The 25028-nt window shown below is 75.1% G+C and carries 27 protein-coding genes and 1 pseudogene; 12 read left to right on the top strand and 16 right to left on the bottom strand.

The genetic code is table 11. The annotated features are described in order from the left end of the window. Window positions 1–223: 223 nt before the first annotated feature. Both ABFY03_RS03555 and ABFY03_RS03560 read right to left on the bottom strand, forming a co-directional pair. Complete coding sequence (locus ABFY03_RS03555; protein WP_346169135.1) at window positions 224–1015, bottom strand: 3-hydroxybutyrate dehydrogenase; 792 nt, start codon at window positions 1013–1015, stop codon at window positions 224–226. Between the two features lie 95 nt (window positions 1016–1110). Then, window positions 1111–2541 carry a 3-hydroxybutyrate oligomer hydrolase family protein gene (locus ABFY03_RS03560; protein WP_319012626.1) on the bottom strand — a complete coding sequence of 477 codons (1431 nt, stop codon included), beginning with the start codon at window positions 2539–2541 and terminating at the stop codon, window positions 1111–1113. Between the two features lie 357 nt (window positions 2542–2898). Here ABFY03_RS03560 and ABFY03_RS03565 point away from each other — a divergent pair, with 357 nt between their 5' ends. Both ABFY03_RS03565 and ABFY03_RS03570 read left to right on the top strand, forming a co-directional pair. Further along, window positions 2899–3675, top strand: coding sequence for a CoA transferase subunit A (locus tag ABFY03_RS03565; RefSeq protein ID WP_319012627.1), 777 nt, complete (start codon window positions 2899–2901; stop codon window positions 3673–3675). Further along, window positions 3675–4310, top strand: a complete 636-nt coding sequence (locus ABFY03_RS03570) for a CoA transferase subunit B (RefSeq protein WP_319012628.1) — start codon at window positions 3675–3677, stop codon at window positions 4308–4310. Before ABFY03_RS03565 ends, ABFY03_RS03570 begins: the two co-directional genes overlap by 1 nt. A 40-nt stretch (window positions 4311–4350) precedes the next feature. Here the strand turns inward: ABFY03_RS03570 and ABFY03_RS03575 are convergent, their stop codons facing one another. The 3 genes from ABFY03_RS03575 to ABFY03_RS03585 form a co-directional block, all read right to left on the bottom strand. Beyond that, a complete protein-coding gene (locus ABFY03_RS03575) occupies window positions 4351–4872 on the bottom strand; it encodes an HAD domain-containing protein (protein ID WP_319012629.1) in 522 nt (173 codons plus the stop codon). 27 nt (window positions 4873–4899) lie between these two features. Further along, window positions 4900–5772: a DUF3592 domain-containing protein gene (locus tag ABFY03_RS03580; RefSeq protein ID WP_346169136.1), complete on the bottom strand. Its 873-nt coding sequence runs from the start codon at window positions 5770–5772 to the stop codon at window positions 4900–4902. Window positions 5773–5905: 133 nt separating this feature from the next. Then, on the bottom strand, window positions 5906–6688 hold the full coding sequence (locus tag ABFY03_RS03585; RefSeq protein ID WP_346169137.1) for an NAD(P)H-dependent oxidoreductase: 783 nt from the start codon (window positions 6686–6688) through the stop codon (window positions 5906–5908). 139 nt (window positions 6689–6827) lie between these two features. Here ABFY03_RS03585 and ABFY03_RS03590 point away from each other — a divergent pair. The 3 genes and pseudogenes from ABFY03_RS03590 to ABFY03_RS03600 form a co-directional block, all read left to right on the top strand. Next, window positions 6828–7634 (top strand): annotated as a pseudogene (locus ABFY03_RS03590) (helix-turn-helix transcriptional regulator); the annotation flags it as partial. A gap of 362 nt (window positions 7635–7996) precedes the next feature. Continuing rightward, complete coding sequence (locus ABFY03_RS03595; protein WP_319012634.1) at window positions 7997–8281, top strand: hypothetical protein; 285 nt, start codon at window positions 7997–7999, stop codon at window positions 8279–8281. A gap of 8 nt (window positions 8282–8289) precedes the next feature. Beyond that, window positions 8290–8550 (top strand): hypothetical protein, encoded by a 261-nt coding sequence (locus ABFY03_RS03600; protein WP_319012635.1) that lies wholly within the window; start codon window positions 8290–8292, stop codon window positions 8548–8550. On the opposite strand, the gene ABFY03_RS03605 is transcribed toward ABFY03_RS03600, so the two are convergent. Then, entirely contained in the window at window positions 8547–9749 is a 1203-nt protein-coding gene (locus ABFY03_RS03605; protein WP_346169138.1) for a TerD family protein, read from the bottom strand. The genes ABFY03_RS03600 and ABFY03_RS03605 overlap by 4 nt on opposite strands. A 30-nt stretch (window positions 9750–9779) precedes the next feature. Then, the gene (locus ABFY03_RS03610) at window positions 9780–10730 is read right to left on the bottom strand and encodes a DMT family transporter (protein WP_346169139.1); all 951 of its coding nucleotides are present in this window, start codon (window positions 10728–10730) and stop codon (window positions 9780–9782) included. 41 nt (window positions 10731–10771) lie between these two features. On the opposite strand from ABFY03_RS03610, the gene ABFY03_RS03615 reads away from it, so the two are divergent. The 6 genes from ABFY03_RS03615 (at window position 10772) to ABFY03_RS03640 (ending at window position 15476) form a co-directional block, all read left to right on the top strand. Continuing rightward, window positions 10772–11320, top strand: coding sequence for a MarR family winged helix-turn-helix transcriptional regulator (locus tag ABFY03_RS03615; RefSeq protein ID WP_319012638.1), 549 nt, complete (start codon window positions 10772–10774; stop codon window positions 11318–11320). 91 nt (window positions 11321–11411) lie between these two features. Then, window positions 11412–12095, top strand: a complete 684-nt coding sequence (locus tag ABFY03_RS03620) for a class I SAM-dependent methyltransferase (RefSeq protein ID WP_346169140.1) — start codon at window positions 11412–11414, stop codon at window positions 12093–12095. 87 nt (window positions 12096–12182) lie between these two features. Continuing rightward, the gene (locus ABFY03_RS03625) at window positions 12183–12860 is read left to right on the top strand and encodes a VanZ family protein (RefSeq protein ID WP_319012640.1); all 678 of its coding nucleotides are present in this window, start codon (window positions 12183–12185) and stop codon (window positions 12858–12860) included. Window positions 12861–12869: 9 nt separating this feature from the next. After that, entirely contained in the window at window positions 12870–13577 is a 708-nt protein-coding gene (locus tag ABFY03_RS03630) for a response regulator transcription factor (protein WP_346169141.1), read from the top strand. Continuing rightward, window positions 13570–14706, top strand: coding sequence for a sensor histidine kinase (locus tag ABFY03_RS03635; protein ID WP_346169142.1), 1137 nt, complete (start codon window positions 13570–13572; stop codon window positions 14704–14706). Before ABFY03_RS03630 ends, ABFY03_RS03635 begins: the two co-directional genes overlap by 8 nt. Window positions 14707–14921: 215 nt before the next feature. Continuing rightward, window positions 14922–15476 (top strand): GNAT family N-acetyltransferase, encoded by a 555-nt coding sequence (locus ABFY03_RS03640; protein WP_346169143.1) that lies wholly within the window; start codon window positions 14922–14924, stop codon window positions 15474–15476. Window positions 15477–15615: 139 nt separating this feature from the next. On the opposite strand, the gene ABFY03_RS03645 is transcribed toward ABFY03_RS03640, so the two are convergent. The 3 genes from ABFY03_RS03645 to ABFY03_RS03655 all read right to left on the bottom strand — a co-directional run bounded on the left by ABFY03_RS03645 (window position 15616) and on the right by ABFY03_RS03655 (window position 18647). Continuing rightward, a complete protein-coding gene (locus ABFY03_RS03645; protein WP_346169144.1) occupies window positions 15616–15993 on the bottom strand; it encodes a hypothetical protein in 378 nt (125 codons plus the stop codon). Between the two features lie 72 nt (window positions 15994–16065). Further along, on the bottom strand, window positions 16066–17307 hold the full coding sequence (locus ABFY03_RS03650) for an MFS transporter (RefSeq protein WP_346169145.1): 1242 nt from the start codon (window positions 17305–17307) through the stop codon (window positions 16066–16068). Next, window positions 17304–18647 carry a GH1 family beta-glucosidase gene (locus ABFY03_RS03655; protein WP_346172194.1) on the bottom strand — a complete coding sequence of 448 codons (1344 nt, stop codon included), beginning with the start codon at window positions 18645–18647 and terminating at the stop codon, window positions 17304–17306. Before ABFY03_RS03655 ends, ABFY03_RS03650 begins: the two co-directional genes overlap by 4 nt. Window positions 18648–18793: 146 nt before the next feature. Here ABFY03_RS03655 and ABFY03_RS03660 point away from each other — a divergent pair, with 146 nt between their 5' ends. Beyond that, a complete protein-coding gene (locus ABFY03_RS03660) occupies window positions 18794–19189 on the top strand; it encodes a GNAT family N-acetyltransferase (protein WP_319012646.1) in 396 nt (131 codons plus the stop codon). A 5-nt stretch (window positions 19190–19194) separates the two neighbouring features. On the opposite strand, the gene ABFY03_RS03665 is transcribed toward ABFY03_RS03660, so the two are convergent. From ABFY03_RS03665 to ABFY03_RS03690, 6 genes are all read right to left on the bottom strand, one after another. Then, window positions 19195–19698, bottom strand: coding sequence for a DinB family protein (locus ABFY03_RS03665; RefSeq protein ID WP_319012647.1), 504 nt, complete (start codon window positions 19696–19698; stop codon window positions 19195–19197). A gap of 52 nt (window positions 19699–19750) precedes the next feature. Further along, window positions 19751–20050, bottom strand: coding sequence for a hypothetical protein (locus tag ABFY03_RS03670; protein WP_319012648.1), 300 nt, complete (start codon window positions 20048–20050; stop codon window positions 19751–19753). 70 nt (window positions 20051–20120) lie between these two features. Beyond that, window positions 20121–21482, bottom strand: coding sequence for a diacylglycerol/lipid kinase family protein (locus tag ABFY03_RS03675; RefSeq protein ID WP_319012649.1), 1362 nt, complete (start codon window positions 21480–21482; stop codon window positions 20121–20123). A gap of 636 nt (window positions 21483–22118) precedes the next feature. Continuing rightward, window positions 22119–22988: a hypothetical protein gene (locus tag ABFY03_RS03680; RefSeq protein WP_319012650.1), complete on the bottom strand. Its 870-nt coding sequence runs from the start codon at window positions 22986–22988 to the stop codon at window positions 22119–22121. Between the two features lie 390 nt (window positions 22989–23378). Then, the gene (locus ABFY03_RS03685; protein ID WP_346169146.1) at window positions 23379–23933 is read right to left on the bottom strand and encodes a GNAT family N-acetyltransferase; all 555 of its coding nucleotides are present in this window, start codon (window positions 23931–23933) and stop codon (window positions 23379–23381) included. 142 nt (window positions 23934–24075) lie between these two features. Next, entirely contained in the window at window positions 24076–24888 is an 813-nt protein-coding gene (locus ABFY03_RS03690) for an isocitrate lyase/PEP mutase family protein (protein WP_346169147.1), read from the bottom strand. Window positions 24889–25028: the final 140 nt, after the last annotated feature.

The raw sequence follows: 25028 nt of genomic DNA on the forward strand, positions 1-25028 counted from the left end.
GTGCCGATGAGGCTCGCTCCGACGATGCGGCCGATGCCGCCTCTCGGCTGGGTGGTGGTGTCAGACATGGTTCACCGGTTTCACGAACGGGCGGAAGGGGGGACGGGACGATCGCGGTGGTGCGGGCGGAGCTGGTGGAACTGGTACGGCTGTGGGGCTGGTGGAGCAGGCGGTACGAGTGAGGGCGGGGGCGGGGGCCGGGGGTGCTCCTCGCCGGGGCTGGTCAGCCCGCCGTCCAGCCCCCGTCGAGCGGGAGGGAGATGCCGGTCAGGTAGCCGGAGTGCGGGCCGCAGAGCCACAGGACGGCGGCGGCGACCTCCTCGCTCTCCAGCAGCCGCTTGACCGGCGAGCGGGCCAGCATCACGTTCGACAGGACGTCGCCCTCGCTGATGCCGTGCGCGGCGGCCTGGTCTCGGACCTGGCCCTCGACCAGCGGCGTCCGCACGTAGCCGGGGTTCACGCAGTTACTGGTCACGCCGTGCGGGGCGCCCTCGATGGCGGCGACCTTGCTCAGCCCCTCCAGGGCGTGCTTGGCGGCGACGTACGCGGCCTTGTAGGCGCTGGCCCGCAGGCCGTGGACGCTGGAGACGTTCACGACCCGGCCCCAGCCCTGCCCGTACATGTGCGGCAGGGTCCGCCGCATCAGCAGGAACGGGGCCGTGACCATCACCTTCTGGATCAGCTCGAAGCGCTCCGTCGGGAACTCGGTGAGCGGAGCGACGTGCTGGAGGCCGGCGTTGTTGACGAGGATGTCGGCGTCGGCGGGGAGGAGGTCGATCGCGGCCGGATCCGCGAGGTCGACCTCGTGCGCCTCCCCCCCGGTGGCCTCCGCGACCGCCCGGGCCGCCGCGCCGTCCCGGTCCACGACGTGCACGGTGGCCCCCGCCCGCGCCAGGGCCAGCGCACAGGCCCGGCCGATGCCGCTGCCGCCGCCGGTCACCAGCGCGGTGCGCCCGCTCAGGTCGGTCGCCGCGGTGGCCGGCAGGGGAACCGGGGTGGGAAATGTGTTCGTCATGGCCGGAAACAGTAGGGAGACCTCCGGTGGGCTCCCATGGGCGAGACAGCCATAAAGTGACGCCGGTCAGTGGTGTGGAACACCACAGGGGGCGTCTACCGGCCCAGGGAGCAGTGGTCCAGGAGCGCCGCGGGGTCCGCGTCGGCGGGCATGGCGACGGTCTTGGAGGCCGGCGGGCGGCTGCCGGTGGCCAGCCACCGTTCCAGCGCGGTGAAGCCGCTGCGGTGGCACGGGACGAGCGGCCGGAGCCTGTCCGGGAAGGCGTCGACGAGGGAGTCGGTGTGGGTGCCGCCCTCGATGCGGTAGTAGCGGTGCAGCGCCCCTCGGCCCGCGTCGCGCACCATGCGGGCGTAGACGTCGGAGTCCTCGCCGATGGGGAGCAGCACGTCCAGGGTGCCGTGCAGGGTGATCAGGGGTTTCCCGATCCGGCCGGTCAGTTCGATCGTCTCCACGGCCTGCCGGACCTCCTCGGGCCGGGCCGCGTAGTCGTAGTCGGTGTCACAGCCGGGTGTGCCGGTCGCGCAGTACGGGGTGCCGGCCTCGGTCGCGCCGTCGAAGTCGGGGTCCAGCTCCTCACGGTTGATGCGCTGGGTGAGGTCCCAGTAGACCTTGTGGTGGTAGGGCCACAGGAACTCCGATCCGGCCGGGAAGCCGGCGGCGTGCATCCGGCGACGGGCCGCCTCGGCGTCGTCGCCGCCCGCCGCGTACGCGGGGTAGGCGCGGAGGGCCTTCGGGAGGAACTCCAGCAGGTTGGGGCCGTCGGCGCGCCAGAGGGTGCCCTCCCAGTCGACGCCGCCGTCGTACAGCTCCGGATGGTTCTCCAGCTGCCAGCGCACCAGGTAGCCGCCGTTCGACAGGCCGGTGGCGAGGGTGCGGGACGGGGGCCGGTGGTAGCGCTGGGCGACGGTGGCGCGGGCGGCGCGGGTCAGCTGGGTGACCCGCTCGTTCCACTCGGCGATGGCGTCGCCGGGCGCCGTCCCGTCGCGGTGGAAAGCGAGGCCGGTGTTGCCCTTGTCGGTGGCGGCGTACGCGTAGCCGCGGGCCAGCACCCAGTCGCCGATCGCGCGGTCGTTGGCGTACTGCTCGCGGTTGCCGGGGGTGCCGGCGATCACCAGGCCGCCGTTCCACCGGTCGGGCAGGCGGATGACGAACTGGGCGTCGTGGTTCCAGCCGTGGTTGGTGTTGGTGGTGGAGGTGTCGGGGAAGTAGCCGTCGATCTGGATGCCGGGCACTCCGGCGGGTGCGGCCAGGTCCTTGGGGGTGAGCCCCGCCCAGTCGGCGGGGTCGGTGTGGCCCGAGGCGACGGTGCCGGCCGTGGTCAGCTCGTCGAGGCAGGCGGCCCGCTGGTGCTCGGCGCCCGGCACGCGGAGCTGTGCCATGCCGGCGCAGTGACCGGCCGGGGCTCCGGCGGTGCCGGCGGGGGCGGCCGCGGCCGGTACGGCGGTGACCGTCAGGGCGGACACGGCGAGGGCCGTGAGGGTGTTGCGGCGCAGGGAACCTGGCGGGGAGCCGGGGAAGAGACGCATCGGGGTACCTCGAGGGGTCGGGTTTCCGGGACGCGCGAGAGGCTATGACGCCGGTTCGACCCGACCCATGGGCGTATCGCCCATTCTTGGCCGCCGGGTGGTGGGGGCCGGCACCATCCGCTCCCCGCGGGGGAGTTCGCTCCCGTGCGGCCGGGCGACCGGCCGCACGGGGAGGGATCCGGGGCTTCCCGCGGTCACGGCGGGGGGTGGTCGGCACCATCTCCACCGGGGGCGGTGTGTGGCTGACAGCCATGGTCGCGCCCTCCGGCGCCTGCCTAGGCTCGCTGCCCATCGGTCGTATCGGCCACCGGCTCTGACCTGCGAGGTCATCCGGCTGTCTGAGGGAAGGGATCCTCCATGGGTCTGGACAAAACGGTCGCGAGCGCGGCGGAGGCGGTGGCCGACATCCCCGCCGGCGCCTCCCTCGCGGTGGGCGGCTTCGGGCTGTGCGGGATACCGGGCACGCTGATCGACGCGCTGTGGCAGCGCGGCACGGACGGCCTGCGGGTCGTCTCCAACAACTGCGGCGTCGACGACTGGGGGCTGGGGCTGCTGCTCGCGGCCGGGCAGATCTCCCGGATGACGAGCTCGTACGTCGGCGAGAACAAGGAGTTCGCCCGCCAGTACCTCAGCGGGGAACTGGAGGTGGAGCTCGTCCCGCAGGGGACGCTGGCCGAGCGGCTGCGGGCCGGCGGCGCGGGCGTCCCCGCCTTCTACACCCCGGCCGGCACCGGCACGCAGGTCGGCGAGGGCGGACTGCCGTGGCGGTACGCGGCCGACGGGAGCGTGGCCGTCGCCTCCCCGCCGAAGGAGACGCGGGAGTTCGGCGGGCGCCCGTACCTCCTGGAGGAGGGCATCACGACGGACTTCGCGCTCGTCCGGGCCACCGTCGGCGACCGGCACGGCAACCTCGTCTTCCGGTCCTCCGCCCGGAACTTCAACCCGCTGGCCGCGATGGCCGGGCGGATCACCGTCGCGGAGGTCGACCACCTCGTCGAGCCGGGCGAGCTGGACCCCGACGAGATCCACCTCCCCGGCGTCTTCGTCCAGCGCGTCGTCCGGGTCACGCCCGGCGACCCCGCCGCGGAACGCCGCATCGAACGCCGTACCGTCCGACAGGAAGAAGCCGCCTGATGGCCCTCACCCGCGACCAGATGGCCGCCCGCGCCGCCCGCGAACTCACCGACGGGAGCTACGTCAACCTCGGCATCGGCCTGCCCACCCTGGTGCCCAGCCACCTTCCGCCCGGCATCGAGGTCGTCCTCCAGTCCGAGAACGGCATCCTCGGCGTCGGCCCGTACCCCACCGAGGACGAACTCGACCCCGACCTCGTCAACGCCGGCAAGGAGACCGTCACCACCCTCCCCGGCGCCTCCTTCTTCGACTCGGCCCTGTCCTTCGGGATGATCCGGGGCGGCCACATCGACGCGGCGATCCTCGGCGCCATGCAGGTCTCGTCCTCGGGCGACCTCGCCAACTGGATGATCCCCGGCAAGATGGTGAAGGGCATGGGGGGCGCGATGGACCTCGTGCACGGCGCGGGGCGGGTCATCGTCCTCATGGAGCACACGGCCAAGGACGGCACCCCCAAGCTCGTCGAGAACTGCACCCTCCCGCTCACGGGCCGCGCCGTCGTGCAGCGGGTCGTCACCGACCTCGCCGTCCTCGACGTCACCCCCGACGGCTTCGCCCTCGTCGAACTCGCCCCGGGCGTCACGCTCGACGAGGTCCGCGCGGCCACGGCTGCGGACGTCCTCGTGCCGGCCTGACACACCCGGGCGCGGGCGGCGTGACCGGACCCCGGGCGTGTCAGGCCGGCCGGTCGCGCTCCCGGCGCAGCCAGGCGTCGCACGCCGCGTAGTCGGCGTCGGTGAGGCCGACGCGGGCGTCCACCCGGAGGAGCAGGGCGTGCCCCGGATGGTGGGCGGCGACCCAGGCCCGGTCCCGGTCGGTGATCTCGTCGTCGATCCAGACGAACGGCCGGCCCGCCGCCCACGCCACCAGTGGCCGGGTCTTCCCGTGCAGTCCCCGGCGCACGTCCTCGTCGTCGGCGTCCGACGGCTCCGGCCACGGAACGACCGCCAGGCGCGGCAGGCCGAGCAGCGGGGCGACGCACGTGTTGGCGTCGTCCCCCCACGTCGTCGCCCACACCACCTCGCACGGAAGCGCGGCCAGGCGCGCTCCGTGGGCCGGATCGATCCGGGACAGCAGGGGATGCGGGGCGTCGTGCCCCGCGGTGAAGGTCGGGTACGTGCGGGGGTCCGCGCCGAACGGGATCAGCGGGCCGTCGACGTCGAGGAACAGGAGCGGAAGCCGCTCGGTGCCGGTCACAGCGGTCGAGGATAGGCGCCGCGCCCGTCAGAGGGCGACCGCGCCCACGACGGCCGTGGCCACGACGAGGGAGCTTCCGAGCGCGTCGATGACGATGCCCTGGCGCCAGGCCCGGTGCGCGCCCGCGAGGTTCGGGGTGAAGTCGGCAGGGTCGTCCGGGGCATGATGGATGGTCAGCTCCCTGCCGTACGAGCCTTCCGGGTCGCGGAGGCTCCGGTCGCAGTAGGCGGTGACCGTCGTGCCGTCGCGGGTGGTGAAGGTGACGACCGGGACGTGGGTCGTGACGGTGTGGCCGTCCTCGTCGGTGCTGACGCGCTTGAGGACGGCGACGACGCGGCCGGGCACGGCGGTCATGGCGGCGAGCGTCTCGCGCCGGCGCCGGGTGTCCCGTACGTTCTCCGGCAGGTGGTAGGCGAGGGAGCAGGACCAGGGGCCGGCGAACCCGAGCAGTGCCCAGGGCCAGCCCCGCTCGATCGCGGCGACGGTCACCACACCGGCGTACACCAGGAAGAGCGCGAAGTTCGGCCGGCCGAGGCCGCCGCGCGGGCCCTCGGTCGCGTCCTGGGTGAAGCGGTACGCGTGGGGGTTTCCGCGGGGGTAGTGGACGCCGATCGGGCGGCCGACCCACGCCGTGCGGATCCGCTCGCCCCGCTCGCCGGCCTCCCCGCCGTCGGTGACGGTGAACTCCGCGCCGGTGGAGGGGTCCTGGAAGGAGACGACCACGGATATCCCGTCGGCCCGGGAGTCGCCGTGGCGCGGGGGCGTCACGTGCTCGATCCGGCCGACGGTCCTGACCGTGCGCTGGGCCTCGGTCGCTCCGGTCAGGTACCGGACGTACCCGATCAGCGCCAGGCCGCCGAACGCGGCGCACCACAGCCCCAGATACCCGTACCAGCCCATGCGGCCCCCTCCCCTGGCGTCCGGTCGCTCCCCGTGCCGCCGACGGCGGCGCGGGGGTGATCGCCGTACGGGTGATTGTGCCGGGCGCGGACGGCGCGCGGCGGTCCTTCGCCGTTCTCCGCACGGGCCGGAGTCAGGCCTCCCGCACGTGGAGGCCGAAGCCGGTGCGGCCGGCGGGCTCCAGGCCGGGCTTCAGGTGGAGGGAGGGGATCTCGTAGTCGCCGAAGTTCTGGCGGCGGAAGGGGATCGGCTCGGTCGACTCCAGGCCGAGCAGGCGCTCCCGCCACGCCTTCGCGGCGACCTCGTACTCCTCGGGGGTCAGCCGGTCGCTGCCGTACACGACGAACGGCGGCAGGGGTTCGATGCCCGGGTAGTAGAGGATCCCGTGCTGCAGGGGGAAGAGCAGGTCGCCGATGGGGCCGTTGATGCCGCGGGCTGCGTAGTGGGACTCCGGGCCGCCGACGGTCACCGACAGCAGGGCCCTGCGGCCCGCGAGGGTGCCCTCGCCGAAGCGCTCGCCGTACTTCGTCTCGCTGTGCTCGCCGACGCCGTAGGCGAAGCGGTAGGTGAAGACCCGGTCGAACCAGCCCTTGAGGATGGCGGGCATCGTGTACCACCACAGCGGGAACTGGAAGACGATCGTGTCGGCCCAGAGGAGCTTCTCCTGTTCGGCGCGGACGTCCGGGGTGAGCCGGCCGGCCTCGAAGGCCCGGCCCGAGTCCTGGGCGACCTTCAGCGGGCTCGACGCGTCGGGGCCGTAGTCCTCGGCGTCCACGGTCGCCTTCCACCGCATCGCGTACAGGTCGGTGACCCGGACCTCGTGCCCGGCGGCCTCCAGGGTGGCGACGGCGAGGTCCTTCAGCGAGCCGTTGAGCGACCGCGGCTCGGGGTGGGCGTAGACGATCAGCGTCTTCATGGGGACTCCTTCGGATCGGATGCCGCCGAGTCTGGCCGCGGCGGCGGCCGGTGTTCAGGGGCGCCCGTTCCGTCGGAACGGCCTTCCTGGTAACGGCAGTACCACCCTGGGACCGGCGGCCGGGCCGATACTGGGGGGCATGGACGATCTCGCGGGCTTCCTGCGGACCCGGCGCTCCCGGGTCGATCCGGCGGCCGTCGGCATCCCCTCCGACGGCCGGCGAAGGGTGGCGGGGCTGCGCCGCGAGGAGGTGGCGCACCTGTCGGGCGTCAGCGTCGACTACTACGTGCGCCTGGAGCAGGGGCGGGCCACGCAGCCCTCGGAGCAGGTCCTCGACGCGCTCGCCCGGGTCCTCGGGCTCGACGAGACCGAGCGGGGCCACCTGTACCGGCTGGCGCGGCAGCGCCGGCGGCGGGCGAAGGCGCCGGGCGGCCGGGTCCGGCCGGAGCTGTTGCGGGTCCTGGACCTGGTGCCGGGGACTCCGGCGCTGATCATGGACCACCGGCTGGACGTGCTGGCCGCCAACCGCATGGCGGGGCTCCTGTACGGGCGGCCGACGGCGGGTCTGAACACGGCCCGGCACCTCTTCCTGGAGGAGGACGAGCGGGGGCTGTACGCGGACTGGGAGACGTGCACGCTCGACGTGGTCGGGCATCTGCGCCTGGCGGCCGGGAAGTTCCCGGACGACCCGCGGCTCGCCTCGCTCGTCGGCGAACTGGCCATGGGCAGCGAGCGCTTCCGCCGCCTGTGGGCGCGCGCGGACGTGCGCGCCCGGACGCACGGGCGCAAGGCGTACCGGCATCCGCTCGTCGGCCTGCTCGAACTGCACCAGGAGAACTTCGCGCTGCCGGACGGTTCGGGCAGGGAGCTGCTGGTGCTGTCCGCGGCGCCCGGCAGCCCGGCCGAGGACGGGCTCCGCCTGCTCGCGGGCCTGGACGACTCCGGCGGCCGGGACGACCACGGGGCACGCGTGGCGCACTCGGCGCACGAGTCGCGGCACGGTGGGGGGGACGTCATGAGGCGTGGGTACGCAATGGTGGCCGCGGTCGCCGCCGTCGTGTGGGGTGTCGGCGGGGTGGGTCCCGCCGTGGCGGCCGGCGGTGCGGCGCCCGCGGCGACGCCCCTGACGCTCGAATGGCCGGACTTCCCGCAGGCCGCCGGCGTGACGCGCCGGACGCCCGACCACCCGCTCGGGGAGAACGCGGCCGGAGCGGCCCTCGCGGTGGACGCCTGACGCGGGGGCGCTGGTCTACCGTGGGAGCGGACGCCTCGTCAGACGGCGCCGCCCGCACGGAAGGAGAGCGCCCGATGGGTGTGCTGCCCCACCCCGCAGAGCCCGGCATCCCGCGTACCGCCGAGGCGATCGAGGGCGCGCTCGCGCCGGTCCGCCGGGGTGCGTTCCTGGAGGAGCTGCAGGCGGCGCGGGCCGGGGACGAGCAGGTGGCGGTGATGGAGCGCTGGCATCTGCGGGCCGTCGCCGACACCCGGCGCACCGACGCGGACCGCGCGCGGGCGGCGGCGCTGCGGACGGGCGGGCGCGACGGGGTGCGCCCGCTCGGCGCCCTCCTCGCCTCGCTCGGCGGGGCCCGGTGAGCCACGGGTTGACCGATCAGGCCGCCGCGGTCCTCTCGGCCATGTCCGCCCAGGCCCCCGAGGCGTTCGCGGCGACGGTCCGGACCCTGACCGCGGTCGCGGAGGCGCACGAGCGCGGCACCGTGCCGCCGGGGGCGAGCCCCACCGACCAGTGGGGCGACGTGTTCGACCTCGACGTCCCCGGCCATCCCGTGCTGGTCGAGTGGTTCACCGGGGACCCGGACGAGGTGACCGTCACCCGCATCACCTGGCTGAGGACGGGGGGTTAGGGGGCCGGCACCGGCTTGGTGGTGAGGGTCCACGCGCCCGCCGCGTGGAGCTCCACGACCACCGGGCCGTCCATGATCGGGACCGTGCGGCGCAGGGCACCGGACTCGTGGAGCAGCAGGGCGGGGTCGAGCCGCATCCGGTGGTGGCCGGCGACCTCGTGCGCCCGGAGGTGGACGTGGCCTCCGGCGTGGCCGGGACCGCCCGCGAAGTCCACCCGGAGGTCGACGCCCTTGCCGGGGTGGAGCAGGATGTCGGGGCCGTAGCCGTGCAGGACGCCGTCCAGCCGGCGGGCGGCGGCGATCGGCTTCACCCGCAGGGTCCACCGGTTCTGCGAGACGACCCGGAGGCGCAGCGGGCCGTCCTTGGGCGCGTGGACGGCCCGGGTGGCTCGGAGGTCGGGCAGGGACATGGCGATGACGTACTCGCCGTCCTTGTTGTGCGCGTCGAGGGGGTAGAGCGCGAAGTGGCCCTCGCCCTCCTGGGCGACCTCGACGAGGACGGGCCCGGGCAGTGGCCCGGTGTCGACGCCGACCACCTGGTTGCCCCGGCCCTCGAAGGCGGCCGGTTCGAAGACGGGTCCGAACTCCCAGCCCTCGACGAGGCGGTACGGCGGCTGCGGGGGCGGGAACAGCCCCGGCACGTGCGCGCCGGCCTCGGGGGGTGCCTGCCCCGGGAGCTTCACGACGCCGGCCAGCGGTACGGGGCCCGCCAGGACCGCCGGCCGGTCGCCGTCGTCCACCGCGACGCCGTACGCGGCGATGAGCCCCGCGAGCCCGGAGGCGTACCCCTCTCCGAGGCGGTCGAACTTCCAGCCGCCCGCCTCCCGGTGGAAGACGCCGAGGGCGATCGCGGGCACGTCCTCCCCGCCGGTCACGGTGAAGGTGACGACGGCGGATCCGTCCGGTGCGACGGCCCTGAGCGCGGGTACGGCCCCGTGGACGGTGTGCCGGGTCCAGCCGGCGACCACGATCCGCTCCACCGCCGGCTCGACCCGGTCCAGGTCGAGGGCGAGCCCGTCCGGCCCGAGCCGGACGGCGCCCGAGGGGTGGGCCGGTCGGCCGTGGAAGACGAGGTCGGCGTCGTCGCGGACCTGGTGGGAGGAGTCGAGCAGCAGCGCCGCGGCCTCCATGTCGCCTGTCGCGACGCGGAGGACGACGGTCGGTATCCAGTGGCCCGTGCTCGTGGCTTCGTGATCCATGCCGCCCATCATGCGTCAGGGATCAACCGGTCACTCCCGTTCCGGCCGCGGAGAGCCGGCGGACGGCCGGGGTTCGGTGGGGCGGGTCGGCGCGCGGCGGCCGGGCCCGGGGATGCGGGGCGCGTGCCGTCGGCGGTCCGCGCGGGCGGGTCTGCCGAGGAGGACGCCGCAGAGGACGAGGGCCAGGCCGGCCAGCTGCCGGAGCGTCAGGGCCTCGCCGGCGACCAGGACGCCGAGGAGGACGCCGGTCACCGGGTTGAGCAGGCCGAGGAGGCCGACGGTCGCGGCGGGCAGGTGGCGGAGGCCGGCGAACCAGACGGTGAAGGCCAGTGCGGTGGCGACGAGGGAGACGTAGGCGAAGGCGAGGAGGGCGGAGGGGGACAGCGCGGGCGGCGGGCCCTCCACGGCCGCGGCGACCGGCAGCAGGAGGAGACCTCCGGCGGTGAGCTGCCAGGCGGTCGAGGCGAGCACGTCGACGTCGGCGCTCCACCGCTTGGCCAGGATGTGGCCGAAGGCCGACACGAGCATGGCGGCCACGGAGGCGACGACCCCGGTCCCGCTCACGCCGGCCTCCCCCGTGAGCAGCATGAGGGCGACTCCCGTGAGGCCGAGGACGGCGCCGGCCAGATGCGGGACGCCGGGGCGTTCGGCGACGAGGGCCCAGGCGATCAGCATCATCGCGAGCGGCGACACCGCCATGACGGTGGAGGCGACGCTCGTCGGGAGGAGCTGGGAGGCGGCGTACACGAGGACGAAGAAGACGCTCACGTTGAGCAGTCCGAGCACCGCGGACCGCCCCCACCACGCGCCGCGGGGGCGCTTCCTCGCCAGGGCCAGCAGGACGGCGCCGGCGGGCAGGGCCCGCAGGGCGGCGCCGTACAGCGGGGTGTCCGCCGGCAGGTAGGCGTGGGTGACGTAGTAGTTCGCTCCCCAGGCGACCGGCGCGACGGCGGTCAGCACCACCCAGCGATTGGCTTCCATGGAAGCCAATATATACCTTCCATGGAAGCTAAGATGCGGCCATGGACGAACAGCCCCCGCCGGACCGCGTCGCCCGCATCCAGGCCGACTGGCGCCGCGAGCGCCCCGACCTCGACGTCACCCCCCAGGGCGTCATCGGCCGACTGCACCGGCTGGCCGACCGCCTCAGCGGGGAACTGCGCCTGGTCTACGACCGGTACGGGCTCGGCGAGGGCGAGTTCGACGTCCTGTGCGCCCTGCGCCGGGCCGGCGCGCCCTTCGAGCGGGCCCCGGGCGAACTCGCCGCGCACACCATGGTCACCACGGGCGCGATGACCAAGCGCATCGACCGGCTGGAGCGGGCGGGGCTGGTCACCCGCCGCCGCTCGGACGACGACCAGCGCGGCCGCATCGTCGCCCTCACCCCGCCCGGGCGCGACCTGATCGACCGCGCCTTCGCCGACCACATGCGCAACGAGCGCCGGCTCCTCGACCTGCTGACGCCCGCCGAGGCCGCGTCCCTGGAGGCGCTCCTCACCGGCTGGCTCGGCCGCCTGGAACCGCCGGCCGAGGCCCCGCCGACCGGGCCGGGTGCGCCCTCGGCCGAGTGACAGTGGCGCCGCTGCCCGAGGGACGGCGGCGCGTTTGCCGTTCCGGCAACAGGGCTGGCCCGGCCGGGACGGGGTGGGCGACCGTGGGGGCATGGCCGACGACATCACCGCAGACGTGCTCCCCTCCGACAACCCCTCGTCCGCCGACGGCTACGTCGGCGACCCCGCCGTGCGCGAGGAATGGGACGCCCGCTACTCCGAGCGCGGGCAGCTCTGGAGCGGGCAGCCCAACGGGGCGCTCGTGGCGGAGGTGCGCGACCTCGCCCCCGGCCGGGTCCTCGACGTCGGCTGCGGCGAGGGCGCGGACGCCATCTGGCTCGCCCGCGCCGGCTGGGACGTGACCGCCCTGGAGGTCTCGGGCGTGGCGCTGGGCCGGGCGGCCGCCCACGCGCGGGACGCCGGCGTGTCCGTCCGCTGGGTCCACGCCGGACTGGCCGAGGCGGCGCTCCCGCCGGCCGCCTTCGACCTGGTCTCGGCGCAGTACCCGGCGCTGCCGCGCACCCCCGACGCGGCGGCCGAGCGCGCGCTGCTCGCGGCCGTCGCGCCCGGCGGCGTGCTGCTCCTCGTCCACCACGCGGGCATGGAGGAGCACCACGACCCCCACGAGAGCGGCTTCGACCCGGCCGACTACGTCTGGCCGTCGACGGTCGCCGCGCTCCTCGGCGACGACTGGCGGGTCGAGGTGGACGAGGAGCGGCCCCGGGTGATCCCCGACGGCGGCGCCGGGGCGCACCACAGCCACGACGTCGTCCTGCGGGCCCGCCGGCTGCGCTGACGCCGAGCCCTCCCGCGGCGAGACATATCGTCGGCGTATCGAAAAGCGCATACGCCGCCGCAACCGCCCTCCGTGTGCAATGGCCCCATGCTCGACGACACGGCTCTGCCGACACCCGCCCGCCGCACGCGCGCGCTCCTGCCCGCCGGCCTGGCGGTCCTCGCCCTGGTGAGCGTCCTCATCGTCATGCGGAGGCCGCTCATGATGGCCGCTCCGATGTGCCGGGCCGGGATGTGGGAGCGGTGCCTCGGCACGTTCAACGGGATCGTCCTCATGACGGTGGTCGCGCTGCCGCTCGCGCTGCTGGTGGCGTGGGGGCTGGCGCGGCTGCGGCGGCGCTCCGCGGGCGCCGCGGCGTGGCGGTGGTCGCTGGCCGAGGTCGGCATGGTCTACGGGACGCTGCCGTTCCTGTGGATGACGCTGGTGCCGGGCGGCGAGGACCAGCCGCCGCGGGTGAGTCTCGTACCGCTGCGGGACCTGGTCACGATGGGGCCGCTCGGCATCGGCGGCAACCTGCTGGTCTTCGCGTCGCTCGGCTTCTTCGCGCCGGTCCGGTTCGCGGCGCTCGCGACCGTGCCGCGCGTCCTCGCGCTGGGGGCGGGCTGTTCGCTCCTGGTCGAGACCTCGCAGTACGTGCTGCGCCTCGACCGGGTGTCGTCCGTGGACGACGTCCTGGTCAACGCCGCCGGCGCCGTCCTGGCCGGGCTCGCCTCGCGCCCCTGGTGGCGCGCCGCGCCTGTGCCGGTCACCGGCCGCTCTGCCTAGGCTGCCCCCATGCGCGTACTGATCGTGGAGGACGAGCCGTACCTGGCCGAGGCCGTCCGTGACGGGCTCCGGCTGGAGGCGATCGCCGCCGACATCGCCGGCGACGGCGACACCGCCCTGGAGCTGCTGGCCGTCCACTCCTACGACCTGGCGGTCCTCGACCGGGACATCCCCGGCCCGTCCGGCGACGAGGTGGCCCGGCGGATCGTCGCGTCCGGCAGCGGCATCCCGATCCTGATGCTCACCGCCGCCGACCGCATCGACGACAAGGAGTCCGGGTTCGCGCTCGGCGCCGACGACTACCTCACCAAGCCGTTCGAGCTGCGGGAGCTGGTCGTGCGGCTGCGGGCGCTCGACCGCCGGCGCGCGTACGCCCGGCCCCCGGTCCGCGAGCTCGCGGGCCTGCGCGTCGACCCGTTCCGGCGGGAGGTCTTCCGCGACGGGCGGTACGTCGCGCTCACCCGGAAGCAGTTCGCGGTGCTCGACGTGCTCGTCGCCGCCGAGGGCGGGGTCGTGAGCACCGAGGAGCTGCTGGCCCGGGCCTGGGACGAGAACGCCGACCCCTTCACCAACGCCGTCCGCATCACCGTCTCGGCGCTGCGCAAGCGGCTCGGCGAACCGTGGATCATCGCCACGGTGCCGGGCGTCGGCTACCGCATCGACGTCGGCCCCGCGCCCGACTCCGGCGCCCCGCACCCCGGCCGTCCCCGTGCGTAGGCGCCGCGGGCTGAGCGTCCGGCTGAAACTCACCCTCAGCTACGCCGGGTTCCTGACCCTCGCCGGCGCCCTGCTGCTCGCCGTGGTGTGGGTGTTCCTGCTGCGGTACGTCCCCGACAACGACCAGGGGCTGCTCGGGATCTCGCCCAACCGCTACCTCCTCGTGCGCACCTTCTTCCCCGCCGCGGCCGCGGCGATGGGCTTCCTGCTCGTCTTCGGTCTCGTCGGGGGCTGGCTGCTCGCCGGCCGGATGCTCGCGCCGCTCACCCGGATCACGGCGGCGGCGCGGACGGCCGGGAGCGGTTCGCTCTCCCACCGGATCCGGATGGAGGGCCGTGACGACGAGTTCCGCGAACTCGCCGACGCCTTCGACACGATGCTCGACCGGCTGGAGGCGCAGGTCGCCGAGCAGCAGCGGTTCGCCGCGAACGCCTCCCACGAGCTGCGCACCCCGCTGGCCATCTCGCGCGCGCTGCTCGACGTCGCCCGCGAGGACCCCGGGCGGGACCGGGACGAACTCGTCGCCCGCCTGACCGCCGTCAACACGCGGGCGATCGACCTGACCGAGGCGCTGCTGCTGCTCAGCCGCAGCGACCGGGGGCTGGTCTCCCGCGAGCGCGTCGATCTCTCGCTGGTCGCGGAGGAGGCCGCCGAGACGCTGCTCCCCCTCGCGGAGCAGCGCGGCATCGCGTTCGACGTGACCGGCGGCGCGGCCTGGACGAGCGGCTCGCCGGAGCTGCTGCTGCGGATGGTGACGAACCTCGTCCAGAACGCCCTGGTCCACAACCTTCCGAGCGGCGGGACCGTGACGGTCCGCACCGAGGCGCGGCGCGAGGGCAGCCTGGTGCGGGTCGAGAACACGGGCCACCCGCTCCCGCCGGACCTGGTGCCGACCCTCACGGAGCCCTTCCGGCGCGGCACGGAACGCGTCCGCACCGACGAGCACGCGGGCGTGGGCCTGGGACTGGCCCTCGTGCAGAGCGTCGTCCGCGCCCACGGCGGCACGCTGACCCTCGTCCCGCGTCCCGCCGGAGGACTGGTCGTCACGGTCCTGCTGCCCGCCGCACCGGAGGACTCCGTCCCCGGTCACGAGCCTCAGGGGCGTCAGGGACCTCTGGAGCGTCAGTAGCCCAGGCCGACGGTGTGGCGGACGGAGCCGGGCTCGGCCAGCGCGGCGAGGACGGCGCGGGCGAGATCGGCCCGGGCGAGGGTGAAGCCGCCGCGCACGTTGCGGTCGGCGCGAGCACGCGGGGTCCGGCTGGTGCGAGCACGGTGGGGCGCGGTGGGTGCGGGCGCGGTGGGGCGCGGTGGGCGGGGATCCCTCCGCCCGCTTACGATCGGCCGATGATCGCTTCCACCACCCTCCACTCCGCCCCGACTCTGCACGCCCCAGGGCTCGTTCTGCGTCCGTGGTGCGCGGAGGACGTCCCCGCGCTGGCCGGGACGACCCGCGATCCCGCCCTCCGTCGCTGGGCGAGCCTGCCCGCGGAGGGCGAGGGGCGGCGCTGGGTGCGGGACCGGGAGCGCGACTGGGCGGCCGGTGTCCGGTTCGGCTTCGCCGTCCTGGAGGCGCCCGACGACGCCGCCGCCCGTCTGGTGGGCGGCGTGGTCCTCAAGGAGGTCGCCGCCGGCGGGCCCTCCGCCCAGGTCGGCTACTGGACGGCCGCCGACGCACGCGGTCGCGGGGTGGCGTCCCGCGCCCTGGACGCCGTCACCGACTGGGCCTTCGCCACCTTCCGGTCAGGCGGCCTGGAGCGGCTCGAACTGCTCCACCAGGTGGACAACGCGGCATCCTGCCGCGTGGCGGCCCGGTGCGGTTACGCCTTCGACCGCGTCCTGCCGTCGTTCCCTCCCGCCTTCCCGCTCGACGGGCACCTTCACATCCGGCGCGGGCGCTGATGCCCTCGTAGACCACCTGTCCGTCGGGGATCAGGACGTGGTCGTCGGCCTCGGGGTCGTCACCGATCACGTGGCTCGCGGTGACGAGGGTCTTCATGCGGGTGCTCCGGTGGTGCGGGGTCGGCGGGTGGGCAGCGGGTCAGGATGTGCGCCGGGCGGCCCGGAGCCAGTCGCGCGCGGCGGCGAGGGTCACCTCGATGTCGTCGCTCCACGAGCAGACCTCCAGCCACGACAGGTAGCCGCCCTGCGTGAAGACCAGGACCTCCCCGGGGCACTCGCCGGTCTCGGTGAGGAGCGGGGCCTCGGCCGCGACGACGGTGCCCGGGCCGTCGCCGGTCGGTGCCGGCTCGACCTCGCCGGTGTCGAGCACGAAGTCGGCGGTGCCGCAGCCGCAACCGCAGCGCCCCGTCACCCGGAGGTGCGGCACCTGCCGGAGCAGGACGGCATGGACGGGGTCGGCCGGGTCGAGCAGTTCCGCGAGCACGTCGGCGACGTCGGCGGGCAGGGGTTCGGGCATCCGGTCACCGTATCCGGACGGCCGGTCGCCGTCGCCGCCGCCCCTCGGGCGACCCCCCTCGGGCGACCCGCCTCAGTCGACGCCCCTGATCCGCCGCACCAGCAGCGCGCCCGCCAGCCCCAGCGCGGCGGCCACCAGGTACAGCGACCGGTAGCCGCCGAGGTGGTTGACGAGCGGGGCGGCCAGGGCGGGGGCCGCCACCTGGGGCAGGGCGTTGGCGACGTTGACGATGCCGAGGTCCTTGCCGCGGTCACGGGCCGCCGGCAGGACGTCCGTCATGAGGGCGAAGTCGACGGAGGTGAAGACGCCGAAGCCGACCCCGAGGAGGGCGGCGGCGACGAGCGCCCCGGGCCACGTCTGCCACCCGGCCAGCAGTCCGGTCGCCGCCGCCATCAGGACGCCGGACCACAGGACGAACGGCTTGCGCCGCCCGATCCGGTCCGACCACACGCCGCCGACGACCACGGTGGCGAGCAGGGTCGCGCCGTTCACCGCCGTCAGGACCAGCACCCCGGTCTCCGGATCCGCGTGGTGCAGCCGGTCGCGCAGGTAGTAGAAGAGGTAGAGCAGGACCAGCGCGTTGCTCAGGTTGACCAGGAAGCGGGTCAGCCAGGCCCAGGCGAGGTCGGGATGGGCGCGCGGGCTCAGCCGGAACCCGGCCGCGAACCGCCGCCAGGACCAGGCGGGCCGGTCGGCCGGGGCGAGCCGCAGGTCCGGGTGGCGGAGCACGTACGGGGCGACGCCCAGGAGCGTGAAGACGGCGCAGGCCGCGTATCCGGCGCCGATCCCGCCGGCCGCCGTCGCGAAGCCCGTGCCGGCGACCACCCCGAGGATCTGCGCCGCGCCCAGCCAGCCGCCGACGGCTCCCCGCTGGGACCGCGGCACCCGGTCCGGCACGGCCGCCGTGACCGCGGCGAAGGCCGCGTTCAGCGTCAGCTGCACCAGACACCAGCCGGCGAACAGCACCCACACCGCGTCCGCCGCCCCGAGCAGCAGCAGGGACAGCGCGCCGCCCGCCGACCCCGCCACGATCCACGGCGTACGCCGCCCGAACCGCGACGCCGTACGGTCGGACAGGGCGCCGAACAGCGGGTTCGCGGCCAGCGACACCACCGCCCCGACGCCGGTCACCCAGGCCAGCAGCGCCTCCTTCGACAGCCCGGTGCCGGGCGCGAACCGCTCGGCCTGCTGCGCGAGCAGGATCTGCAGCGGCCCGTACCAGCCCACCCAGATCGCGCCGTTGGCCAGCGACAGCGCGGCCGTCCAGCCGCGCCCGACCCGTTCGGCCGGCTCCCCCAGTGCCAGGGCCGTCATGCCCGCTGGGCCCGCAGCGCGTCCCGCAGCCAGCCGTACGACGCCTTCGGGGTGCGCGCCTGCGTCGCGTAGTCGACGTGGACGAGTCCGAACCGCTTCGTATAGCCCTCGGCCCACTCGAAGTTGTCCATCAGCGACCACACGAAGTAGCCGCGGACGTCGACCCCCGCCTCCCACGCCCGGTGCAGCGCCCGCAGATGACCGTCCAGGTAGGCGATCCGCTCCTGGTCGTCGAGCCCTTCGTAGGCGCAGCCGTTCTCGGTGATCACGACGGGCGGCAGCCGGTCGCCGTACCGGTCGCGGAGCGAGGTGAGGAGTTCGGTGAGCGCTTCGGGGACCACCGGCCAGCCGAAGTCGGTCACCGGATAGCCCTCGATCCGCCGCAGGGAGAAGGGGAGTTCCGCGGGCAGGGTGACGCCGGAGAACTCGGCGTCCTCGGTGCGCGGCGCGCCCGCCTTCGTCGGCTGGTAGTAGTTGATCCCGTACCAGTCGAGCGTCCCCTCGGAGATCACCTTCAGGTCGGCCTCCACGTCGCCGCCGGGCATGAGGTCGCCGAACCCGTCCGGGTAACGGCCCAGCAGCAGCGGGTCGGAGAACAGCCGGTTGAGGATGATGTCGTAGAGGTCGGCGGCCTCGGCGTCGGCCGGTTCGGCGGAGGCGGGCCAGGTCGGGCCGTGGGAGTTGGCGATGCCGATGTCGTCGGCGCCGGCCGCGCGCAGGGCGCCCGCGGCGAGGCCGTGCGCGAGCAGTTGGTGGTGGGCCACCGGCAGGGCGTCGAAGAGCAGCTTCCTGCCGGGGGCGTGCTCGCCGAGCGCGTGGCCCAGGAGGGTGTGCTCGGCGGGCTCGTTGAGGGTGATCCACTTCGTCACGCGGTCGCCGAGCCGCTCGGCGACCGTCGCCGCGTACGCGGCGAAGCGGGACGCCGTGTCCCGCTCCAGCCAGCCGCCCGCCTCCTCGACGGCCAGCGGCAGGTCCCAGTGGAACAGCGTCGGCACCGGCCGCACCCCCTGCGCGCACAGCTCGTCGACCAGCCGGTCGTAGAAGTCGAGCCCGCCGGGCGCGAGCACGCGCGGCCAGGAGACCGAGAAGCGGTACGCGTCCACCCCGAGGTCGCGGACGAGCGCCACGTCCTCCCGGTACCGGGCCACATGGTCACAGGCCACCTCCGCCGTCGCCCCGTCCCTGATCCGCCCCGGCTCGGCACTGAACGCGTCCCACACGGACGGCAGGCGGCCCTGGACGGCGCCCTCGATCTGATGGGCGGCGGTCGACACCCCCCACAGGAATCCGGGCGGGAACTGCGGCAGCGGGTCCGTGGAAGAGGCCATGGCCGCGATCATCCGTACCGGCCAGTAGGAAGTCAACACCGCTGCACGGGGCAGTGGTTGACGGCGCCGGAGCAGTGGTTGACAACGCCGGCGCTCCTCGGAGCGGCCGGGACGACATCAGGGGCGGCGGGCGGTGCCGCGCGCCGTAGCATGCGGGCGTGACGATCACGTACGAGTGGCGGGGCGGGTTCGACGACGGCTCGCTCGATGTCCTGCATGCCGAGGCGTTCGGTCATCCCGTCGGCGGGGGTGAGTGGCGCGCCCGGCTGGAGCGCCACAGTCTCGGGTGGGTCTGCGCGCGGGAGGGCGGCGTGCTGATCGGGTTCGTCAACGTGGCCTGGGACGGCGGTGCCCACGCCTTCGTCCTGGACACGATGGTCGCCCCGGACCACCGGACCGCGGGCGTGGGCACCGCGCTCGTCACGACCGCGGCGGGGTACGCCCGCGCCGCCGGCTGCGCCTGGCTGCACGTCGACTTCGAGGAGCACCTGCGCCCCTTCTACCTCGACGCCTGCGGCTTCAGGGAGACCGCGGCCGGGCTGATCGCCCTGTAGGGGCTTCAGCCCGTGGTGCCGTCGAGCATCTCGCGCAGGATGTCCAGGTGGCCGTTGTGGCGGGCCGTCTCCTCGGTGAGGTGGAGCAGGATCCAGCGCAGGTCGACGTGGACGCCGCCGCGGACCGGGCGCTCGGCCCGGGCGTCCAGGCCGTGCCCGGCGACGAGGTCGCGGTAGCGGGCGCTCTGGGCGGCGTACTCGTCGAGCAGCTGCGGGAGCGGGAAGTCGACCGCGACGCGCATCTCGCGGTCGGGGTCCTCGTCGGTCCACGGGCCCTCGTCCTCCTCGCCGAGGAAGACCACCTGGAACCAGTAGTACTCCACCCAGCGCAGGTGGTTGATCAGGCCGCTCAGGGTCATCAGCGGCGAGCCGGGGAGCAGCGCCCGGCGGGCGTCCTCCGCGGAGACGCCGTCGCATTTGGCGCGGGCGGTGGCGCGGGCGTAGTCGAGGAACGTGGTGAGCTGGGTGCGCTCGTCCCACGCGGGCGGTGTGTCGTCGATTCTGGTCATCGCGCGAAGCGTCCCCGATCACCCCGGGTGGTGTCGACCGAATTCCGGCCGGTCAGGCGTCCGGCGCGGGGAGCACCCGGAGGTCGTAGAGGTACGAGCGGTCGTCCTTGAAGCTGCGCCAGACCGTCGCCGGCGGTTCCGGGCCGTCGGCGCGCCCGTCGCGGGGGTGCGCGGTGACGAGCCCGCCGGCGATCACGCAGTGCCAGCCCTCGGCGCGCGACCACACGCACCACACGGCGCCGTCGGTGCGGCGGTAGGCGGGGCGGCCGTCGCGCTCGCCGGCGGGCTCGAAACGGTGGCGGAGGCCGTCGACCCGGCGGACGAAGACGAGGGAGAGGAGCGCGGCGGTCATGCGCGGACTGTAGTGCGTGCCACCGCCCGTCAGCACGTGCCCCCCCCCGGTCAGTACGTGCCGCCCCTCCTCAGGCGCCCGGCCGGGTCTCGGCCGCCGCTCCCCCGCCGCGGCCGAAGGCGAGCTCGAAGATCCGGGGCCATCTCACCGGCGGCGTGGAGACGGCGACGCCCGGCCGGTCGCGGGGCACCCGGACACGCAGCGCCAGTGGGCGGAGCGTGCACACGACGGGGGTGGCCATCCGCAGGGCCTCGCCGTCGACCGCCACGGGGATCTCGTGCGCGTCGGCGGTGACCACGACGCGGTGCGCGGACAGGACCGTCAGCGCCGTGGACTGCGTGCCCCGCACCGCCAGGTCGGCGGCCTGCGCCGCGTCCTCCACCCGGATGCCGAGCACGCCCAGTTCGCCGTCGTCGAGCCGGGGCCTGCGGCCGGCGCCGCTGATCTCGTCGGGCGAGACGTACGGGTTGTTGCTGACGAGGAGCGCCTGCTGGGCGGCGAGCGAGGTGTCGTCGACCCGGGCGTCGAGCCGGCGCAGTCCGTCGCCGAGGAGCAGGTCCGGCATGTGGGTCAGGGCGGTGCCGGCCTTGTCGTCGCGGTACTCGGGCCGCTGGACGACATCGGCGTAGACCCCGAAGGAGACCGTGTTGACGAAGGGCCGGCCGGAGACGTCGCCGAGATCGACGCGGAGTTCCTCGCCGTCGGTCAGCGCGTCCAGGCAGCGGGACGGGTCGGACCGGTCGAGGCCGAGGTCCATGGCGAAGTGGTTGCGGGTGCCGGCCGAGATCACCAGGAACGGCAGGTCGTGGTCGGCGGCGACGGCCGCGACCAGCGCCTGCGTGCCGTCGCCGCCGGCGACGCCCAGCAGGTCCGCGCCGTCGGCGACGGCCTCCCGGGCCAGCGCGGCGACATCGGCCGGGGCGGACGGGTCGAGCAGGACGACCCGCGCGCCGAGTTCCTCCGCCCGTTCCACGAGCCCGAAGCGTTCGACCTTCCCGCCCCCGGACTTGGGGTTCATGATGAGGACGGGCCGGTCCGGGGGGTCGGCGGGGACCGCGGGCGTCGTCCGCGGCGGACTCGCGCGGCGGAGCGCCGCCCGGGCGCAGGCCAGTGCCGCGCCCCAGCACAGGACGAGGACGAGAGCCGTCAGCCACAGTCCCTCGCGGGCGTACAGCACGACGAGGCCGAGGGGGGCGGCGACCGCGAGGAGCGCCCCGAGGAGCCGTGGGACGCCGCGGTGCGCGACGAACCACCATCCGCCGACGGCGACGAGGACCAGGCCGACGAGGCCGGCGATGATCACGACGAGCCCGCCCTCCCCGATGGCCAGGACGAGCACGACCAGGGATCCGACCGCCGCGAGCACGGCCAGCCGCGCGAGCAGCCGCGCGGCCCCGCTCGCCCCGGGGCCCGTCGTCCGCGTCCTCGCCATGTCGTCCTCCCCGCCCTGCCCATGAGCCGATCCAAGGCACCAGCGTGCCCACCGCAGGACCGGAGGGCATGTCCGCGGGGCCATCCGGATGAAGGGACCGCCGCCGCGGTCGCATCGGTCCAGAGGCCCGCGCCGGGCCCGTACCGGTCGAGGAGCGTACGGGCGTCGGCGACGATCCCGGCGCGGTCGGGGCGGCCGCGGACGGGGCGGGCTCCCCCTGCCACCCGTCGGACATGACGGCCGGCGCGCCGACCGCCGTGTCCCGGTCCACGGGGTACAGCCGGGCCCGGCGGCGGGCGGCGGGCGGCGGGCGGCGGGCGGCGGGTCGAAGGGGTACGCGGGGAGGGTGTGGCGCACGTCGCCGGCGAGGTCGGCGTCCGGCCGCAGCCGGCCCCGGGGTCACCGACCGTCCGGTGCATCACGGCGAGGACGTCGTGCGCCCGGTCCTCGTGCCGGCCGGGGCCCGGTCGCCACGGACGTGTACGGGTCGCCCAGCAGCCGCACCACGGCCGCGTCCCACGCGTCCTCCCCGGCCGGCGACCGGTCCGACGGTGCCGCGCCGGGAGGCGGAGGAACGTCGGGACGCGGAAAGGGATCGGGCGGCGGCGTCATGCCGCCACCCTGGAGATCCGGGGGTCAGTGGGCGCGGGCGCGGAAGGTGACCCCGTAGCGCTCGCGGAGGCGGCTGAGCTCCCACCAGGCCACCGCTGTGACCGAGGCCGGGCCGCCGATGACGGCGGCGAGCTGGACGAGGACGGGGCCCGGGGGCATGCCGGAGACGGCCAGGCTGACGGCGGCCAGCTCCCACACGAGGACGCCGGTGACCAGGGCGGGCAGCGCGGAGTGGACGCGGGACAGTCCGAAGACGGACGGGACGAGGGTGAGGGAGCAGAAGATCACGTAGAAGAGCAGCCAGAAAACCGGCACCAGAAGGGCGAGCATGAGCAGCGGGCGGAACGCCGACTGGTGGCTCTCGGTGAGCGCGATCGTGCCGACGAACAGCAGCGGGACCGCCGTGAACGCCCCGAAGTACCAGAGCGCCGCGCGGCCCGACGACGCCAGGTGCGAGCGCATGCGGGGGCGGGCGGAGGCGGGGGCCAGGCGGAAGACGACCAGGATGATCAGCGGGGCCGTGAGGAGCACCAGCCACGGCGTGGCCGTGACCCGCAGGACGTACTGCTCCTGAAGGTCCCCGAGGTCCTGCTCTCCCCCGTACACGAAGAAGATCAGGCAGCTCGCCGCGAGCGCCGTCCAGGCGCGGACGTCCTGCACCCGCTTCATGAACGGGTCCGTCACGCGCGGGTACTCCTGCACCGGGAACCTGCGGTGGGCCTGCCGGGCCGCCGTGCGGGCCAGCGGATACCAGAGCACGGTCAGCAGGAAGGGCCACAGGCAGAACAGCATCAGGGCCCAGGCGCAGCCGTGGAGGCGCACCCGCCGCAGCAGTTCCATGAACGGCGGCCAGTCGCCCTCGCGGAACCGGATCCAGCGCGAGCGAGGCGGCACGGAGGGCGGATAGGCCGGCTGCGGCGGGATGCCCACACCGGGTGCGGGCGGCACCCACGGCGAGCCGAGTCCGTGGCCGTGAGTCTGCCCGGCAGGGTGACTCCGCCCGGGGGCGTACGGGTTCCCTCCCCCATCGGTCACGTCTGTTCCCCTTTCGCACGCGCTGCGCCATCGGTTGATCCGCCGGGTGCCGTCCGCCCTGGTCAACTGCGCCTGGAGGGACGGCTGGACCGGTTCTACCACTCCGTGCCGACAGCGCGCCGACCACCTGCGGCGAACGGCACGAGCCGGGCCCCGGTGTGCGGAGCGGCCTCGGTGGGGCCTCCGGGGAGGGGGTTCGGGGAGGGGGTTCGGGGAGGGGGTTCGGGAGGGCGGGGGGGGCGGCGGCGGTCAGGGCGTCGCCGGCAGTCCCCACGTCTGGAGGACGAAGGGGCGCCCCTTCTCCTCCCCTTCGATCAGGGGGACGTCGAGGAGGGTGAAGCCGGCCTTGGTGGCGACGGCGACGCTGGCGGCGTTTTCGGCCTCCAGTTCGAGGATCACCCGCTCCGCTCCGAGCTCCTCGACGGCGTACGCGGCCATCAGCCGCACCGCGCGGGCCGCGAGGCCCTGGCCGCGGTGGGCGGGGCCGACGGCGTAGCCGAGTTCCACGCCGCCGGGGATGCGCCGCAGCATGCCCTCGCCGAGGGGCGCGCCGCCGTCGACGGTGATGGCGAAGAGGAGGGTGGTGCCTTCCGCCCGCAGCTTCCGGGCCCGCTCCAGCCGGGTGGCGGCGGCCCGCGCGTCGAAGGGCGAGACGATCGGCGTCCAGTAGGCGACGTCGGGGTCCTCGAACAGCTCCGGCATCGCGGCCAGGTCCGCCTCCGTCCAGTCGCGCAGGACGATCCCCTCCCCGCGCAGTTCGGTCCTCTCGGGGAACGGGGCGGAGGTCGTGTCGCTGCTGCTCATGGTGCGGTCCCTTCCTTGCCTTGACCTTCCTGGCCTTCCTGGCGCAGGCGACGCAGCATATCGGGGTGATCGTCGGACGATCCGATGTCCGGAGCGCTGTGCCCGGTGGTCGGGCCGCCTCGGCCGCGGCGTGCGCCCCGGGTCAGCCCGTGGCGGTGAACAGGCCGTTCAGCTCCGGGTGGTCGATGCCGTGCCGGAGGGAGTCGTAGCCGCCGGCGCCGTGGAGATCGAGGGCGGCGCGCCGGGCGGTGGCGTAGGCGGCCTGGGCCACGCCCGAGCCGAGGCTCACCCGGGCCACCCCCAGGACGCCCAGCTCGGCGACCGTCGGGGCACCCGGGCCGGCCATCACGTTGAGGGGGACCGTCAGGGCCGCGGCCAGCTCCCCGATGAGGGCGGGGTCCGTGACGCCCGGGACGAAGACGCCGTCCGCGCCTGCGTCGACGTAGGAGCGGGCCCGGTCCAGGGTGTCCCGCAGCCGGGTGGCGGGGTCGCCCAGGCCGAGCAGGTACGTGTCGACGCGGGCGTTGACGAAGAGGTCGGCGCCCGCCCGGTCCGCCGCCGCGCGGGCGGCCGTCACCCGGTCGGCGAGCGCGCCCGGCGGGCGGGCGCCGTCCTCGATGTTGACGCCCACTGCACCGGCCTCCAGGACGCGGGCGACCGTGTCGGCCACCTCGGCGGGCGTCCCGCCGTAGCCCCCCTCGATGTCGACGGTCACCGGCACGGCGACGGCCGCCGTGATGCGGGCGATGACGCCGAGCACCAGGTCCCGGGAGACGCGGTCCCCGTCCGGTGCGCCGAGCGACCAGGCGACACCGGCGCTGGTGGTGGCGATCGCGGCGGCGCCGGCGGCCTCGACGATCCGGGCGCTCGCGGCGTCCCAGACGTTGGCGAGCGCGAGCGGACGGGCGGGCGTGTGGAGGGAGCGGAAGAGCGAGCGGTCGCTGGTGTGGATCATGTGCACAGACAAGCAGGGGGCAGAGCCGGTGTCCGGCAGGAATCCGACATCGACGTCCGGCGGAGCCCCACGCCCTCCGGCCCTCCCCGGCGCCCCGGTATTTCGGTGGGCACACACCGCGCCCCCGGGGCACAATGCCC

The organism is Streptomyces roseofulvus, from assembly GCF_039534915.1.
Lineage (GTDB): Bacteria > Actinomycetota > Actinomycetes > Streptomycetales > Streptomycetaceae > Streptomyces > Streptomyces roseofulvus.

Coding starts and splice junctions, on each gene's coding strand:
- ABFY03_RS03650 (WP_346169145.1), bottom strand. CDS start 17,307: ATGACGGCCCTGGCACTGGGGGAGCCGGCCGAACGGGTCGGGCGCGGC.
- ABFY03_RS03640 (WP_346169143.1), top strand. CDS start 14,922: ATGATCGCTTCCACCACCCTCCACTCCGCCCCGACTCTGCACGCCCCA.
- ABFY03_RS03610 (WP_346169139.1), bottom strand. CDS start 10,730: ATGGAAGCCAATCGCTGGGTGGTGCTGACCGCCGTCGCGCCGGTCGCC.
- ABFY03_RS03570 (WP_319012628.1), top strand. CDS start 3,675: ATGGCCCTCACCCGCGACCAGATGGCCGCCCGCGCCGCCCGCGAACTC.
- ABFY03_RS03620 (WP_346169140.1), top strand. CDS start 11,412: ATGGCCGACGACATCACCGCAGACGTGCTCCCCTCCGACAACCCCTCG.
- ABFY03_RS03565 (WP_319012627.1), top strand. CDS start 2,899: ATGGGTCTGGACAAAACGGTCGCGAGCGCGGCGGAGGCGGTGGCCGAC.
- ABFY03_RS03655 (WP_346172194.1), bottom strand. CDS start 18,647: ATGATCGCGGCCATGGCCTCTTCCACGGACCCGCTGCCGCAGTTCCCG.
- ABFY03_RS03605 (WP_346169138.1), bottom strand. CDS start 9,749: ATGGATCACGAAGCCACGAGCACGGGCCACTGGATACCGACCGTCGTC.
- ABFY03_RS03645 (WP_346169144.1), bottom strand. CDS start 15,993: ATGCCCGAACCCCTGCCCGCCGACGTCGCCGACGTGCTCGCGGAACTG.
- ABFY03_RS03665 (WP_319012647.1), bottom strand. CDS start 19,698: ATGACCAGAATCGACGACACACCGCCCGCGTGGGACGAGCGCACCCAG.
- ABFY03_RS03690 (WP_346169147.1), bottom strand. CDS start 24,888: ATGATCCACACCAGCGACCGCTCGCTCTTCCGCTCCCTCCACACGCCC.
- ABFY03_RS03675 (WP_319012649.1), bottom strand. CDS start 21,482: ATGGCGAGGACGCGGACGACGGGCCCCGGGGCGAGCGGGGCCGCGCGG.
- ABFY03_RS03685 (WP_346169146.1), bottom strand. CDS start 23,933: ATGAGCAGCAGCGACACGACCTCCGCCCCGTTCCCCGAGAGGACCGAA.
- ABFY03_RS03630 (WP_346169141.1), top strand. CDS start 12,870: ATGCGCGTACTGATCGTGGAGGACGAGCCGTACCTGGCCGAGGCCGTC.
- ABFY03_RS03670 (WP_319012648.1), bottom strand. CDS start 20,050: ATGACCGCCGCGCTCCTCTCCCTCGTCTTCGTCCGCCGGGTCGACGGC.
- ABFY03_RS03625 (WP_319012640.1), top strand. CDS start 12,183: ATGCTCGACGACACGGCTCTGCCGACACCCGCCCGCCGCACGCGCGCG.
- ABFY03_RS03555 (WP_346169135.1), bottom strand. CDS start 1,015: ATGACGAACACATTTCCCACCCCGGTTCCCCTGCCGGCCACCGCGGCG.
- ABFY03_RS03595 (WP_319012634.1), top strand. CDS start 7,997: ATGGGTGTGCTGCCCCACCCCGCAGAGCCCGGCATCCCGCGTACCGCC.
- ABFY03_RS03580 (WP_346169136.1), bottom strand. CDS start 5,772: ATGGGCTGGTACGGGTATCTGGGGCTGTGGTGCGCCGCGTTCGGCGGC.
- ABFY03_RS03585 (WP_346169137.1), bottom strand. CDS start 6,688: ATGAAGACGCTGATCGTCTACGCCCACCCCGAGCCGCGGTCGCTCAAC.
- ABFY03_RS03560 (WP_319012626.1), bottom strand. CDS start 2,541: ATGCGTCTCTTCCCCGGCTCCCCGCCAGGTTCCCTGCGCCGCAACACC.
- ABFY03_RS03615 (WP_319012638.1), top strand. CDS start 10,772: ATGGACGAACAGCCCCCGCCGGACCGCGTCGCCCGCATCCAGGCCGAC.